Here is a 13,280-nt window from a genome sequence, read left to right on the forward strand (position 1 = left end):
AGGCCTCTGTGACCTATGAAGATTTTTCACACTTTGCCGGCACCTGGGGTCTCGTTTTCCTCTTCGTCTTGTTCATCGGCGCAATCGCTTACGCTTTCTGGCCGTCCAACAAGAAGAAGTTCGAAAAAGCCTCCCGCCTGCCCCTCAACGATGAAGAGAAAGGGGAAGAGAAGAAATGAGCACCCCGCATAAAGACGAAGTCACCGGCGTCGAAACCACGGGTCATGAGTGGGACGACATCCGCGAGCTTAACAATCCACTGCCCAAATGGTGGGTCTACACGTTCTACGCCACCATCGTCTGGTCGGTCGCCTATTTCATCTTCATGCCGTCCTGGCCCGTCTTCTGGAACGGGGAATGGACGGCGCTGGAAGGCGTTCTGGGCTATAGCCAGCGCGGCGCCGTGACGGAAGAACTTGCCGCCATCGACGAAGGCCGGGCCGAATATATGCAGTCCATCGCAGCGACGGACATTTCCAAGATTCAGGCCAATCCTGAATTGATGGAACTGGCCGTTGCCGGCGGCAAGGCGCTTTTCGGCGACAATTGCGCGCCTTGTCACGGCTCCGGCGCGCAAGGCTTCAAAGGCTATCCCAACCTCAATGACGACAACTGGATTTGGGGCGGCACGCTCGAAGCCATTCAGACCACGATCACCCACGGCATCCGCTGGGAGCAGGATGACGACACCCGCTTCAACATGATGCCGCGCTTCCTCACCGACGGTATTTTGAACCGCGAGGAAGTGGGCAATGTCACCGATTACGTCATGGCCATTTCCGGTCAGGGCGAAATGACGGCGGGCGCAGAAGCGGGCGCGGAAATCTTCGCTCAGCAATGCGTTGCCTGCCACGGCGAGAACGGCGCAGGCAATCAGGAACTGGGCGCGCCCAACCTGACCGACGCCATCTGGCTTTATGGCGGCAACCGCTCCGACATTTACGAAAGCATCGCCAAGGCACGCGCCGGCGTGATGCCCGCCTGGGGCGGCCGCCTTTCCGATGCGGAGATCAAGGAACTGGCGCTTTACGTGCACACGCTGGGCGGCGGTCAATAACGCACGCCCACAAGAACAAGACGACCGGCAAGGCCCTGCCCCAAAAGGGCGGGGCCTTGCTCTTTTAAAGATGGCTCCAGGGAAACCTGGCTGGTGACAAAATGGCGCAGCGTCAAATCGCCGGGCCGCTCCCCTAAAGAGCCCTCTTTATAAGAGCAAGACAGAAGGTCCATTCTTGCCTCCCGGAGAGTTATATGGCGAGCGATGTCTTGAGTGCTTCTCCTGCCGACAAACTGGCTGGCCTTGCCCGCCAGGCCGCTGATTTTGACGCCGCCCACGGCAAGGACGGCGAAACGATCACGGCGGTCAACGCAGAACAGAACCGGCCCCTTTTCGCCAGCCGCGTCAAAGTCTATCCCAAGCTCGTGCACGGCACTTTCCGGCGGCTGAAATGGGCCGTTATGGCCATCACGCTCGCCATCTACTACATCACCCCCTGGCTGCGCTGGGACCGGGGCCCGAATGCGCCCGATCAGGCGGTGCTGCTCGATCTGCCCGCCCGGCGCTTTTATTTCTTCTTCATCGAAATTTGGCCGCAGGAGATCTATTACCTGACGGGCCTGCTCATTCTGGCATCGCTGCTCCTCTTCCTCGTCACCTCCCTCGCCGGGCGCGTCTGGTGCGGGTATACCTGCCCGCAAACGGTGTGGACGGACCTCTTCATCTATGTGGAACGTCTCTTCGAGGGGGAGCGCGCGGCCCGTATCCGTCTCGACAAGAGCCCCTGGTCGGCGGGCAAACTTGCCCGCAAGACCGGCAAGCACATCGTCTGGCTTCTGATCGCCATTGCTACGGGCGGGGCCTGGGTTTTCTATTTCGCCGATGCGCCGGCGCTTGCAAGCGATCTCGTCACGCTCGATGCGCCGCTCATCGCTTATATCTTTATCGGCCTTTTCACCGGCACGACTTATCTTTTGGGCGGCATCGCCCGCGAACAGGTCTGCACCTATATGTGCCCCTGGCCGCGCATTCAGGGCGCCATGTTCGACGATGATTCCCTGCTGGTCTCCTATAAGCCCGACCGGGGCGAGCCGCGCGGACCCCACAAAAAAGGCACGAGTTGGGACGGGCGCGGGGACTGCATCGATTGCGGCCAATGCGTTGCGGCCTGCCCCATGGGCATCGACATCCGCGACGGCATGCAGCTGGAATGCATTCAATGCGCGCTCTGCATCGATGCCTGCAACGAAATCATGGACAAGGTGGAGCGTCCGCGGAACCTGATCGGTTACGACACGCCGGCCAATAAGGAAGCCCGCCGTCTCGGCACGAAAGAAAAAGTGCGCCTCATCCGCCCGCGCACCGTCATCTATTCCGGCCTGCTCCTGCTTGTTAGCGCCATCATGATCAACACCTTCGCCACCCGCGCGCAGCTCGAGGTGAACGTGCTGCGCGACCGTAACCCGCTCTTCGTCAAGCTGTCCGACGGCAGTATCCGCAACGGTTATCAGGTCAAGATCCTGAACATGGACCACGAGGCAGCCGACTTCCGCGTCGCCATCGAAGGTCTGCCCGAAGGCGTTTTGACCGTGCAAGGCCGCGACACCCAGGGCGCGCAGATCGTGCCGGCAGCGGCCGACAGCCTGGAATCCATCAAAATGTATGTCATCCTGCCGGTGGAAGCGCTTGGCCGGCTCGATGACGGCGAGGCGGATTTCGCCTTCACCGTGGAGAACCTGCGCACGGGCGAAATGGTAGAAAACGACACGGTGTTCAGAGGACCGCAAAAATGAGCCAGCATCCGGATTTCAAACCGGCCACCTGGGCAGGCGTCCTCACAGGCCGCAAATTTCTGCTCTATCTCGGCGCCTTCTTCTTCGTCGTGATCGGCGCCAACATCATCATGTCCTACTACGCTCTTTCCACCTTCGACGGGGTGGAAACGCAAAACGCCTACCGCAAGGGCCGCGCCTATAACGATGTGCTGGCCGCCGCCAAAGCGCAGGAAGAACGCGGCTGGACGCTCGATGTCAGCCATAACGTCACTCCCGCTCTCGACACGACATTGCTTTTCGCAATGAAGGATAAGGAGGGCGCGCCGCTTACCGGGCTCGACTTCTCGCTGGTGCTCCGCCGCCCGGTATCCGAAGGCAAAGACCGGGCGCTTTCAGCGGTTGAAACCTTTCCCGGGACGTATAAAGCTGTTCTGACCCTGCCCGCCGCCGGCAATTGGCTGCTCGACGTTTCGGCCCGCCGGCAAGGCGAGCTTCTATATGCCGAAGAAAAAAGAGTATTCCTGACGGCGGACGGTACATCTCCCGCCGGTACGGACGAGGCGAAAGCGCAGTAACGCCATGGCTCAGGCCCTTGCCGATCATTATGTGCGCCCCCACGGAGAAGACGAGGCCGAGCTCGACCTGATCGTCGACGGCATGCATTGCGCCGGCTGCATGAACAAGATCGAAAAAGGTCTCGGCACGCTCGACGGCATCACCTATGTACGCGCCAATCTGTCCACCAAGCGCGTTGCCGTGCGCTGGCAGCGCCGCGCGCATATTCCTCCCATCACCGAAAAGCTGAGCGAGCTTGGCTTCGAGGCCGTCCCCTATGACCCGCAAATCATGGGCGCGCTCGATGAGGAACAGGGCCGCGATCTTTTGCGCGCCACAGGCGTTGCCGGCTTTGCCGCCGCCAATGTCATGCTGCTTTCCGTTTCCGTCTGGTCCGGGCTTGTCAGCGACATGGAAGTGGAAACGCGCGCGCTCTTTCATTGGATATCGGCGCTGATCGCCCTTCCCGCCGTCGCCTATGCAGGCCAACCCTTTTTCAAATCCGCCTTCCGGGCCTTGAAAGCCGGGCACACCAATATGGATGTGCCGATTTCCCTCGCCGTCATTCTTTCGGCGGGCATGAGCCTCGTTCAAACCATCACCCATGCCGAGCACGCCTATTTCGATGCGAGCGTCAGCCTGCTCTTCTTCCTGCTGATCGGGCGCTATCTCGATGTAAAGGCGCGCAGCAAAGCCTGCTCGGTGGCGCAAAACCTTTTGGCGCTCCGGGCCGTTGCCGCCAACGTCATCATGCCGGACGGCACCATCAGCGCCGTTCCCGTGGACAGGCTCGATCCGGGGATGAAAATTTCCGTGGCAAGCGGCATGCGCCTTCCCGCCGACGGGGTGGTGCTGGAAGGCGTGAGCGATATCGACAAATCACTCGTCACCGGCGAAACCGTGCCGGAAACCGCGGCTCCCGGCACGAAGGTCTTCGCAGGCACGATGAACCTCGGCGCTGCGCTTACCGTGCGCGTGACCGCGCGCAACGATGAAACGCTGCTCGCCGAAATCGTGCGTCTGATGGAAGCGGCCGAACAGGGCCGCGCGGGCTATGTCCGCCTTGCCGACCGGGTCTCGCGCTATTACGCGCCTGCCGTCCATGCGCTCGCCGCCGCCACGCTGCTTCTCTGGCTGGCGCTCGGCGCGGGCTGGCAGACGGGCCTTCTCAACGCCGTCGCCGTGCTCATCATCACCTGCCCCTGCGCCCTTGCCCTTGCCGTGCCCATCGTGCAGGTCGTGGCGACGGGCCGCCTTCTTCAGCGCGGTATTCTCGTCAAATCCTCCGACGGGCTGGAAAAACTCGCCGATATCGACACGGTGTTTTTCGACAAAACCGGCACGCTGACCGAAGGCAAACCCGAGCTTTGTAACCGCGAAGAAATTCTGGACGCAGACCTGTCGCTCGCCGGCGCGCTTGCCGCCCGCTCCAAGCATCCGCTCTCCGAAGCCATGACCCGCGCTGCCGCTGGCATGCCGCTGGCAGAGATCAGCGATCTGAAAGAGCACCCCGGTCTTGGCCTCTCAGCCACTTGGCGGGGGCAGGAAATCCGCCTCGGCAAAAAAGCCTTCGCGCTCGAAGGCCTGGCCGAAGCGGAAAATCCCGAGCCCGCACATGGCACAAATGCTTCCGAGTTCTGGCTCTCCGGCCACGGCGCGCCTTGCCGCTTTCTCTTCACCGACCGTTTGCGCCCCGACGCGGAGGCAATTATCCATGCGCTGCAGGCGCGCGGCCTGCCCGTCACGCTGCTCTCCGGCGACAGGGAAGCAATCGTCGCCGCCACCGCCAAGCGCCTTGCCATCACCGACTGGCAGGGTGAATGCACACCGCAGCAAAAGATCGCGGCGCTGAAGGCGGCGGAAGCGGACGGCAAACGCGTGCTGATGATCGGAGACGGGCTGAACGATGCGCCCTGCCTGAAAGCCGCTTACGTTTCCATGTCGCCGGCCAGCGCCGCCGATATTTCCCAAACGGCGGCAGATTTCATTTTCCAGGGCCAGAAACTTGCCCCGGTTCTCGAGGCGGTGCGCATTGCGGGCATTTCCCGCCGCCTCGTGTTGCAGAATTTCGGCCTTTCCTTCGCTTACAACGCGGTTGCCATTCCGCTCGCCGTGATGGGCTTCGTGACGCCGCTCATTGCCGCCGTGGCGATGTCCGCCTCCTCGCTTTCGGTGATCGGCAACGCGCTCCGGCTCAATCTCACCCGCTTTCAGGAACGCTGAGCCATGGAAGCGCTGCTCTTCCTCATCCCCATCGCTCTTGGCCTCGGCCTTCTGGGGCTTGTCGCCTTTCTCTGGTCGCTCAAGGCCGGGCAATATGACGATCTTGACGGCGCAGCCGAACGCATTCTCTTCGAAGATGAAAACGAAGAGGCGCCCGAAGAGCCGAAAGAGAAATAAAAACGCCGCTAGTTCGTCTGCGCGGTGATGTCCCGGTAGGCATGCCAGGTCGCATGGCCGATCAGCGGGAAAGCGACAATCATCCCCACCAGCAACGTGGCAAGACCCGCCGCCATGATGACCGCAATGACCCAGGCCCAGAGCAGAAGCTCTTTGGGATGGCGCAGCACGGCAAGCGCGCTTTGCCCCATGGCGCTCACCGCATCCATGTCCCGCTCCATCAGCATGGGAACGGAAATCGCCGAGATGGCAAAAGCGAAAGCGGCGAGCACTGCACCGACCGCCGTCCCCATAACCATCAGACCGAGCCCGTGGCTGGTGAAGAACAGCGTTTGCAGGAAATTGGAAAGTGGCGGAAAGCCTTCCCCGCCGAAAAAGAGCGCAAAGAGCAGCGTGGCAAGGCGCATCCAGATGAGCAGCACCAGCATCAGCGCACCGCCCAGCAAAGCAAGCTGTGAGGGTGATTTCGTGGCGACGAAAAAGATATCGCGCAAATGCAGCGGCTCACCTGCCTCGAGCCGGCGGCTTGCTTCATAAAGCCCGACGGCCAGCATCGGGCCGACCAGCATGAACCCCGCCGCCATGGCAAGCGCCACGGCGCTCCAGCTGAGCACCGCCAGACCGGCCACGATGGCAACGGAAACACCGAAAAAGACCAGGCCGTAAGTCAGGCTAATGCCCGGCACCGCCCACATATCGCGCCAGCCAAGCGCCAGCCACCGCCAGGGCGAATCCATTGAAAGCGGTGTCCCGGATGTCCCTTCGCCTGCCTGACTCCCCGTCTGTCCCCCAGCCTGTCCCATCACCATGCTCACGCTCGTTCCTCCCGCGCAAAACCAGCCTGTCTTAAGGCTGTTTCACGACCACCCGCCATGAGCATAGCGGGGAAAATGCGCCCGGCAATCCCGCCGCGTATGCCGCCCGAATAAAGACTGAGCAGATGCGCCGGAGGCCTCGTCCTGGAATCGCCCAAAAAGCCGCCGCAGTTTCCCGCCAATTTTGCTTGCGTCATTTGGGCGCAGCGCGAAGCAGCGCACAACTTGACCCTGCGTCACATCGCGGAAAACGGGAAAACCCTTGCAGTTACAAAGCATTAACTAGCGCTTAAAGAATTAAACAATGTGCTGCAATGCAAAAAATTGGAATTGACAGGATGTCAGAAATGCCCGATAACAAACTCACCAAGCCCGGCAGCCAACCTCCTCCCTGGCTAAGGGCTTCGAAAAAAGAACCGCCTGCGCTCTCCTCCTCCTCCCCCCGCGCAGGCGGTTTCTTTTTGCCTGAACGCCAAATACTGCCTGCAAGAATGCGCGTTCTCTTTCCCGTCCCAGATCAAGTCGAATCGCGCGGCGCTCAGCGCGTGCCCCGGATCACTTCGATCTGACGGACCACGGCGCCGGTCTTCGCATCGACCACGCGAATTTCCTCACCCTTATCGGTATGAAGATAAAGCACCAGCCGTTCCTCATCCCCGCCAAGCGAGAGAAGCCGCTCCCCGGCTTTCAGATGAATGCGGCCATCCGGGCCTGCCTCTTCTCCTGGTCCCTCGTCGGCGCGCGGCGCCGCGATCTCACCTGCATCTTCACGGGCAAGGCCGCGCGGGTCTTCCCCATCGGTTTTGGAGGCGCGCAGCGCCATAACAATGACGACGAAAACAAACCCGAGCAGCAGCACCAGCCCCATGGCAATCACGATGGCAAGCTGCACCATCTGCCGTGTGGAAAGCGCCGAGCGGCCCGCCTCTGCGTCTCCCGCGCCTTCTATTTCATTCGTTTCCATCTCACTCCCTTCAGGGATATTGTCAGGCATGATGTCCTCTCACGATTCTTCACCCGGTTCTTCTTCTGCCCCGCCCGCGCCTGATGCCGCATCAGGCGGCACCACCATAACCGTCCATGCGGAAGAAGACGACAAGGGCGTCCGGCTCGACAAGTTTTTGACGGACAAGCTGGCGCATCTGCCCGAGCCACCGAGCCGCGCGCGCATGCGCGTGCTTATCGAGACGGGCCAGGTCGTGGAAGCGGCAGGTAAGCCGGGCGGCATCGCAATTGAGCCTTCGGCCAAGGTAAAGCCGGGCGCGGCCTTCGCCATCACCCTGCCGCCGCCCGCCCCCGCCGAGCCGCAAGCCCAGGACATCCCGCTCAACATCGTTTTTGAGGACGACACGCTCATCGTCATCGACAAGCCTGCCGGGCTCGTCGTCCATCCCGCCCCCGGCAATCCGGATATGACGCTGGTCAATGCGCTGCTTGCCCATTGCCCGGACGGCTTCACCGGCATCGGCGGGGAAATACGCCCCGGCATCGTCCACCGCATCGACAAGGACACGAGCGGCCTCCTCGTCGTTGCCAAGACGGAAGGGGCGCTCAAGGCCCTGCAAGCCCAATTCGCCGCCCATGGGCGCGACGGGCGCCTCTCACGCGCCTATATCGCCTTCGTCTGGGGCAAGCCCGGCTCCTTCCGCGGCACAATCGACGCCCCCCTCGGCCGCTCCGCCCAGAACCGGCGCAAAATGGCCGTGCGCAAGGACGGGCGCGAGGCGATTACGCATTTTCAGGTGAGCGAAGCCTATGGCGAGCCGGAAGCGCTGGCGAGCCGCCTCATCTGCCGCCTGGAGACCGGCCGCACCCACCAGATCCGCGTGCATTTGACCCATAAGGGCCACCCGCTGCTCGGCGATCCCATCTATGGCGGCAGCCATGCCACCCGCAAGGTCAAGCTCAGCCCGGACGCCCAGGCCTGCCTGGCCGCCTTGGGCCGCCAGGCCCTGCACGCCTGTGAACTGGGCTTTGAACACCCGGTAACGGGTGAGCAACTGCTCTTCGAAAGCCCGCTTCCCGCCGATCTTGCGGCGCTGGAGGCCGCTTTAAGGCAAACCTAACGCTGCGGCGCCAAGCCTCTTTAAGCCAGTTTAGAATTGCTTTAGAATTATGAACAAGAACCCTTTTATCCGGTGGCAGGCTGCTTATATAGGCCTGACGCCAATCGGCTCTGTTGCCCTAACTGGGGCGGCGGCGCTTTAACGACCAGCCAAATGAGGGGGCTCCATGGCGACGAAATCGATTCCATCGCTGACGCCCGAAGGCTCGCTCTCCCGCTATTTGCAGGAGATCCGCAAATTTCCCATGCTCGAGCCGCAGGAAGAATACATGCTCGCCAAACGCTGGAAGGAGCATGACGATTCCGAGGCCGCGCATAAGCTGGTCACGAGCCATTTGCGCCTCGTGGCGAAAATCGCCATGGGCTATCGCGGCTATGGCCTGCCCACCGCCGAGGTGATCTCGGAGGGCAATGTCGGCCTTATGCAGGCGGTCAAGCGCTTCGATCCGGAAAAAGGCTTCCGCCTGTCCACCTATGCCATGTGGTGGATCCGCGCCTCCATTCAGGAATATATCCTGCGCTCCTGGTCGCTGGTGAAAATCGGCACCACGGCGGCACAGAAGAAGCTGTTCTTCAATCTGCGCAAAATGAAGGGCCAGCTCAAAGCCTTCGAGGAAGGCGACCTGAACCCGGAAACCGTGACGACCATTGCCGACCGGCTGGGCGTGACAACGGACGACGTCATTTCCATGAACCGGCGCCTTGCCGGCCCGGATAATTCGCTGAACGCGCCCCTGCGCCAGGACGGCGAACAATCGGGCGAATGGCAGGACTGGCTGGTGGATGATGAAGCCGACCAGGAAGTGCGCCTCGGCGACAATGAGGAGCTGGAACAGCGCCGCTCCATGCTGCAAATGGCAATGCAGAGCCTCAATGAGCGCGAAATGCACATCCTCACCGAGCGCCGGCTGAAGGACGAACCGGCAACGCTCGAGGAACTGAGCCAGGAATATGGTATCAGCCGCGAGCGCGTGCGCCAGATCGAGGTCCGAGCCTTCGAAAAGCTGCAAAAGGCCATGCGCGATTCCATGAAGGAACAGGTGCAGGCCCAGCGTGAGGCAGCCCGCGCCGAATAACCCGCGAATATCCGGGCTTTTCACCCGCCGGAACATTGAAAACCGGAACCGGAGTGTTTGAGCGCCGGTTCCGGTTTTTTCTTGTCCCCGCTTAGGCTCATAATGGAAAGGGGCAAGCCCCCCGCGGGAGAGACAGATGCACGGCGCCAAAGGAGAACTGAGAAAGGCAGAGATGCGGCAGGCTGAAAAAGCCGGGCACGCATCGGACGATGAGAACGTCCGCCAGCTTTTCTACCGCGCCATCGAGCAGCGCGACGAGCGCTATGACGGGCTTTTCTATACCGGCGTCCTCACCACCGGCATTTACTGCAAACCCTCCTGCCCGGCCCGCACGCCAAAGCTGGAAAATATTCGCTTCTTCCCCACGCCCGCCGCTGCCGAAAAAGCGGGCCTGCGCGCCTGCCTGCGCTGCAAACCGCGCGCGCCCTTCGCCGACGAAGGAAGCTGGGAAAAAGTCCGCGCCATGTGCGCGCTTTTCGAGGAAGCCGAAGAAACGCCCTCTCTCGGCGCCCTTGCAAAAGCCGCCGGACTTTCCGAAGGCCATGCGCAAAAGCTCTTCCGCAAAACCCTGGGCGTGACGCCGAAACAATATGCCGGCGCCATGAAACTCGAGCGCTTCCGCAAGGCCTCCCGCGCCGGACACTCCGTCACCCGCGCCATTTATGAAGCCGGATACGGCTCCTCCAGCCGCTTTTATGAAAAAGAATCCGCCGCGCTCGGCATGCGCCCGGCCGATTACGGCAAGAAGGGTGAAGGGCAGACGATCTTCTGGACCTGCCGTAGAACCGCGCTTGGGCCCTTGCTGATTGCAGGCACCGCGAAAGGGCTCTGCACCGTGCGCTTCGGCGAAAGCGAAAAGAAACTTGCCGCAAGCCTTGCCGAGGAATTCTCCAACGCCGCGCTTTTGAACGCGGATAAAACGGCAAAGAAAGGCGAAGCGGACGCCCGCGCCCTTGAAACCTGGGCGGATGCTCTTACCCGCTATGCGGAAGGGCTCGAAGCCTGGCCAGAGCTGCCGCTCGACATCAAGGCCACTGCTTTTCAGGCGAAAGTCTGGGCGGCGCTCCGCGCCGTGCCCGCCGGAAAAACGGCAACTTATGGCGAGATTGCAGCCGCCATCGGCCTGCCCCAAAGCCAGCGCGCCGTTGCCCGCGCCTGCGCCATGAACCCCGTCGCGCTCGCCATTCCCTGCCACCGCATCTTGCCGAAATCGGGCGGTATCGGCGGCTATCACTGGGGGCCGGAGCGCAAGGAAAAGCTGCTCGATCTGGAAAAAGACTCGCCTTCGGAAACCTGACCCCCGCCTTCCCCCGCTTTGCAAAAGGGGAACCTGCCTCCCGCCTCTGCGTTCTTCTGCAAGGACTTCTCTTTAGAGCGGAACGCGGACCGTGCCGGACAATGATACGAGCAACAGCCCCGGCGCCAATGGCGCAGCGGGGGCGGGAAGGATCGCCCTTGGCGGATTGATGCTGCCCGGCACCGCGCTCAGCTTCCTTTCCATTCTGGCGCTCTTTTATACGCTTTATCTTGCCCAGGCGCTGATCGCCCCGGTCTTCACCGCCATTGTCGTCTCGTTTCTCTTTACCCCGCTCCTGCGCCTTTCCCCGCTGAAATATCTGCCCGATCCGGCAGCCGCCGCCATCATCGTCTTTTCGCTGCTCGGGCTTTGCGGCGGCGGGCTTTATCTTCTGGCCGACCCGGTCAGCGAATGGGCCGAGCGCATCCCGAGCGCCATTGAAGAGTTCCGAGAACGCACCCGCGAGATCACGGTGCCGATGGAAGAAATGCGCGCGGCCTCCGAAAAGATGCGCGAGGCGGCAGGCAGTTTCGCCAATGGCAACGGGAAAGCGGGGAACCAGGAAGTCGTTGTCCAAGAGGCAAGCCTTGCCAACCGCGCGCTCACATTGATCGGCGAAACCGGCACCTCGCTTCTGATCTTCTTCGTCTTTCTCTATTTTGTGCTGGCGACAACGCACCTCATGCGCGACAGGATCGTGCGCCTTGCGCCGCGCATTTCCGATAAAGAAAAGGCCCGGCGCATCATCCGCGATATCGAGCGGGAAATTTCCGGCTATCTCGTCTCCGTCACGCTGATCAATATCTGCCTCGGCATCGCCATTGGCCTTTGCATGTGGGCCATCGGCCTGCCCAACCCCGTGCTCTGGGGCGCAGCCGGCATGATCCTCAATTACATCCCCTATCTGGGGCCGGCCATCGGCATGGCGCTGACGGGCATTGCCGGGCTCCTGACCATGTCCGACCCGGCCTTGGCGCTTTTGCCGCCCGCTTTCTATTTCCTCTGCAATCTCATTGAATCGCAGCTCGTTCTGCCCACCGTCATCGGCAGGCGCCATACGATCAACGCGGCGATGGTGTTTCTCTCCATCGTCTTTTGGGGCTGGATGTGGGGCGTCATCGGCGCGGTGCTCGCCGTGCCCATTCTCGTCATCATCAAGGCGACATTCTCGCATCTCGACCGGCTGCAGAAATTTTCCGTCTTCATCGCCGCGGAAGAACGCAAAACCCGGCCGCTCCCTGACTAAGACGCAAGGAACGGGCGGCGCGCGGGGACGTTCATGAGGAAGAGAAGAACAAGACCGAAAGGAGACTTCCCATGAGTCACGTTTACGGCACCAGCGAGATTGTCGGTTCTTCCACCAAAAGCATCGACGATGCGATCAACCAGGCCGTGGAAACGGCGGCCAAATCGATCAAGAACCTCGAATGGTTCGAGGTGACGGATCAGCGCGGCCATATCGAAAACGGCAAGGTCGCGCATTTCCAGATCATGATCAAAGTGGGCTTCCGCTACGAACCGAAATAAGCGCCAAGCCTTCAACAAAAAACGCCCCGGTCCTGCCGGGGCGTTTTGTCTTTTAAAGGCGCAAGGCTCAATCCGCTGCGATGCCGGTGCCGATCGGGCAGCTCACCCCCGTGCCGCCCAGCCCGCAATAGCCATGCGGGTTCTTGGCAAGATATTGCTGGTGATAATCTTCGGCATAGTAAAATTCGGGCGCATCCTTGATCTCCGTCGTGATCGGCGGGAAACCTTGTCCGCTCAAGGCCTTTTCGTAAGCCCGCTTGCTCGCCTCCGCCGCCTCGCGCTGCGCGGGCGAGGTTACATAAATGCCGGAGCGGTACTGTGTGCCCACGTCATTGCCCTGGCGCATGCCCTGCGTCGGGTCGTGAGATTCCCAGAACGTCTTGAGCAGCGTGTCGAAAGACACAACTTTGGGGTCATAAACCACCAGCACGACTTCATTGTGCCCGGTGCGCCCGCTGCACACTTCCTCATAAGTGGCATTGGGCGTAAAGCCCGCCGCATAACCGACTGCCGTGACCCAAACGCCGTCCAACTCCCAGAACTTACGCTCCGCGCCCCAGAAACAGCCAAGGCCGAAAATCACCTGCTCCATGCCTTCCGGGAACGGCCCTTTCAGCGGACGGCCGGACACGAAATGGCTCTGCGCCGTCGGGATCGGCATTTCCCGGCCCGGCAGCGCGCTCTCGGCGCTCGGCATTTCGGATTTCTTGCGGAACAGCATGGCAGGCCTCCCATTTTCGAGGGCAATATCGTCTCTCGTGCCTAATGTAGGG

Annotated in this window: 15 protein-coding genes; 11 read left to right on the plus strand and 4 right to left on the minus strand. The window is 61.4% G+C overall.

The window, feature by feature from the left end; all coding sequences use genetic code 11:
* Positions 1 to 8 precede the first annotated feature (8 nt).
* Positions 9 to 179, plus strand: a complete 171-nt coding sequence (locus ACOQOT_RS11705) for a cbb3-type cytochrome c oxidase subunit 3 (protein WP_420559443.1) — start codon at positions 9 to 11, stop codon at positions 177 to 179.
* Positions 176 to 1,057, plus strand: a complete 882-nt coding sequence (gene ccoP, locus ACOQOT_RS11710; protein ID WP_420559444.1) for a cytochrome-c oxidase, cbb3-type subunit III — start codon at positions 176 to 178, stop codon at positions 1,055 to 1,057. Before ACOQOT_RS11705 ends, ccoP begins: the two co-directional genes overlap by 4 nt.
* On the opposite strand, the gene ACOQOT_RS11715 is transcribed toward ccoP, so the two are convergent.
* A complete protein-coding gene (locus ACOQOT_RS11715; protein WP_420559445.1) occupies positions 1,051 to 1,230 on the minus strand; it encodes a hypothetical protein in 180 nt (59 codons plus the stop codon). The two genes, ccoP and ACOQOT_RS11715, sit on opposite strands and share 7 nt — an antisense overlap.
* Positions 1,231 to 1,251: 21 nt before the next feature.
* Between ACOQOT_RS11715 and ccoG the strand changes: the two genes are divergently transcribed.
* Genes ccoG through ccoS form a run of 4 tightly spaced genes read left to right on the plus strand, consistent with a single transcriptional unit; the run spans position 1,252 to position 5,727 of the window.
* Entirely contained in the window at positions 1,252 to 2,790 is a 1,539-nt protein-coding gene (gene ccoG / locus ACOQOT_RS11720) for a cytochrome c oxidase accessory protein CcoG (protein WP_420559446.1), read from the plus strand.
* On the plus strand, positions 2,787 to 3,347 hold the full coding sequence (locus tag ACOQOT_RS11725) for a FixH family protein (protein ID WP_420559447.1): 561 nt from the start codon (positions 2,787 to 2,789) through the stop codon (positions 3,345 to 3,347). Before ccoG ends, ACOQOT_RS11725 begins: the two co-directional genes overlap by 4 nt.
* A gap of 4 nt (positions 3,348 to 3,351) precedes the next feature.
* A complete protein-coding gene (locus tag ACOQOT_RS11730) occupies positions 3,352 to 5,550 on the plus strand; it encodes a heavy metal translocating P-type ATPase (RefSeq protein WP_420559448.1) in 2,199 nt (732 codons plus the stop codon).
* Positions 5,551 to 5,553: 3 nt separating this feature from the next.
* Positions 5,554 to 5,727: a cbb3-type cytochrome oxidase assembly protein CcoS gene (ccoS, locus tag ACOQOT_RS11735; RefSeq protein ID WP_420559449.1), complete on the plus strand. Its 174-nt coding sequence runs from the start codon at positions 5,554 to 5,556 to the stop codon at positions 5,725 to 5,727.
* Between the two features lie 8 nt (positions 5,728 to 5,735).
* Here the strand turns inward: ccoS and ACOQOT_RS11740 are convergent, their stop codons facing one another.
* Together ACOQOT_RS11740 and ACOQOT_RS11745 are read right to left on the minus strand one after the other, a co-directional pair.
* A complete protein-coding gene (locus tag ACOQOT_RS11740; protein WP_420559450.1) occupies positions 5,736 to 6,464 on the minus strand; it encodes a DUF2189 domain-containing protein in 729 nt (242 codons plus the stop codon).
* A 616-nt stretch (positions 6,465 to 7,080) separates the two neighbouring features.
* Positions 7,081 to 7,536 carry a hypothetical protein gene (locus ACOQOT_RS11745; RefSeq protein ID WP_420559451.1) on the minus strand — a complete coding sequence of 152 codons (456 nt, stop codon included), beginning with the start codon at positions 7,534 to 7,536 and terminating at the stop codon, positions 7,081 to 7,083.
* Here ACOQOT_RS11745 and ACOQOT_RS11750 point away from each other — a divergent pair.
* The 5 genes from ACOQOT_RS11750 (at position 7,535) to ACOQOT_RS11770 (ending at position 12,507) form a co-directional block, all read left to right on the plus strand.
* Positions 7,535 to 8,608, plus strand: a complete 1,074-nt coding sequence (locus ACOQOT_RS11750) for an RluA family pseudouridine synthase (protein WP_420559452.1) — start codon at positions 7,535 to 7,537, stop codon at positions 8,606 to 8,608. The two genes, ACOQOT_RS11745 and ACOQOT_RS11750, sit on opposite strands and share 2 nt — an antisense overlap.
* 166 nt (positions 8,609 to 8,774) lie before the next feature.
* Entirely contained in the window at positions 8,775 to 9,683 is a 909-nt protein-coding gene (gene rpoH, locus ACOQOT_RS11755; RefSeq protein ID WP_420559453.1) for an RNA polymerase sigma factor RpoH, read from the plus strand.
* Positions 9,684 to 9,855: 172 nt separating this feature from the next.
* On the plus strand, positions 9,856 to 10,980 hold the full coding sequence (locus ACOQOT_RS11760) for a bifunctional transcriptional activator/DNA repair enzyme AdaA (RefSeq protein ID WP_420559454.1): 1,125 nt from the start codon (positions 9,856 to 9,858) through the stop codon (positions 10,978 to 10,980).
* A 91-nt stretch (positions 10,981 to 11,071) separates the two neighbouring features.
* The gene (locus tag ACOQOT_RS11765; RefSeq protein WP_420559455.1) at positions 11,072 to 12,226 is read left to right on the plus strand and encodes an AI-2E family transporter; all 1,155 of its coding nucleotides are present in this window, start codon (positions 11,072 to 11,074) and stop codon (positions 12,224 to 12,226) included.
* A gap of 71 nt (positions 12,227 to 12,297) precedes the next feature.
* A complete protein-coding gene (locus tag ACOQOT_RS11770; RefSeq protein WP_420559456.1) occupies positions 12,298 to 12,507 on the plus strand; it encodes a dodecin in 210 nt (69 codons plus the stop codon).
* 67 nt (positions 12,508 to 12,574) lie between these two features.
* Here the strand turns inward: ACOQOT_RS11770 and msrA are convergent, their stop codons facing one another.
* Positions 12,575 to 13,228 (minus strand): peptide-methionine (S)-S-oxide reductase MsrA, encoded by a 654-nt coding sequence (gene msrA / locus ACOQOT_RS11775; protein ID WP_420559457.1) that lies wholly within the window; start codon positions 13,226 to 13,228, stop codon positions 12,575 to 12,577.
* Positions 13,229 to 13,280: the final 52 nt, after the last annotated feature.

The sequence above is a fragment of the Tepidicaulis sp. genome (genome assembly GCF_965222285.1).
Classification (GTDB): domain Bacteria; phylum Pseudomonadota; class Alphaproteobacteria; order Parvibaculales; family Parvibaculaceae; genus Tepidicaulis.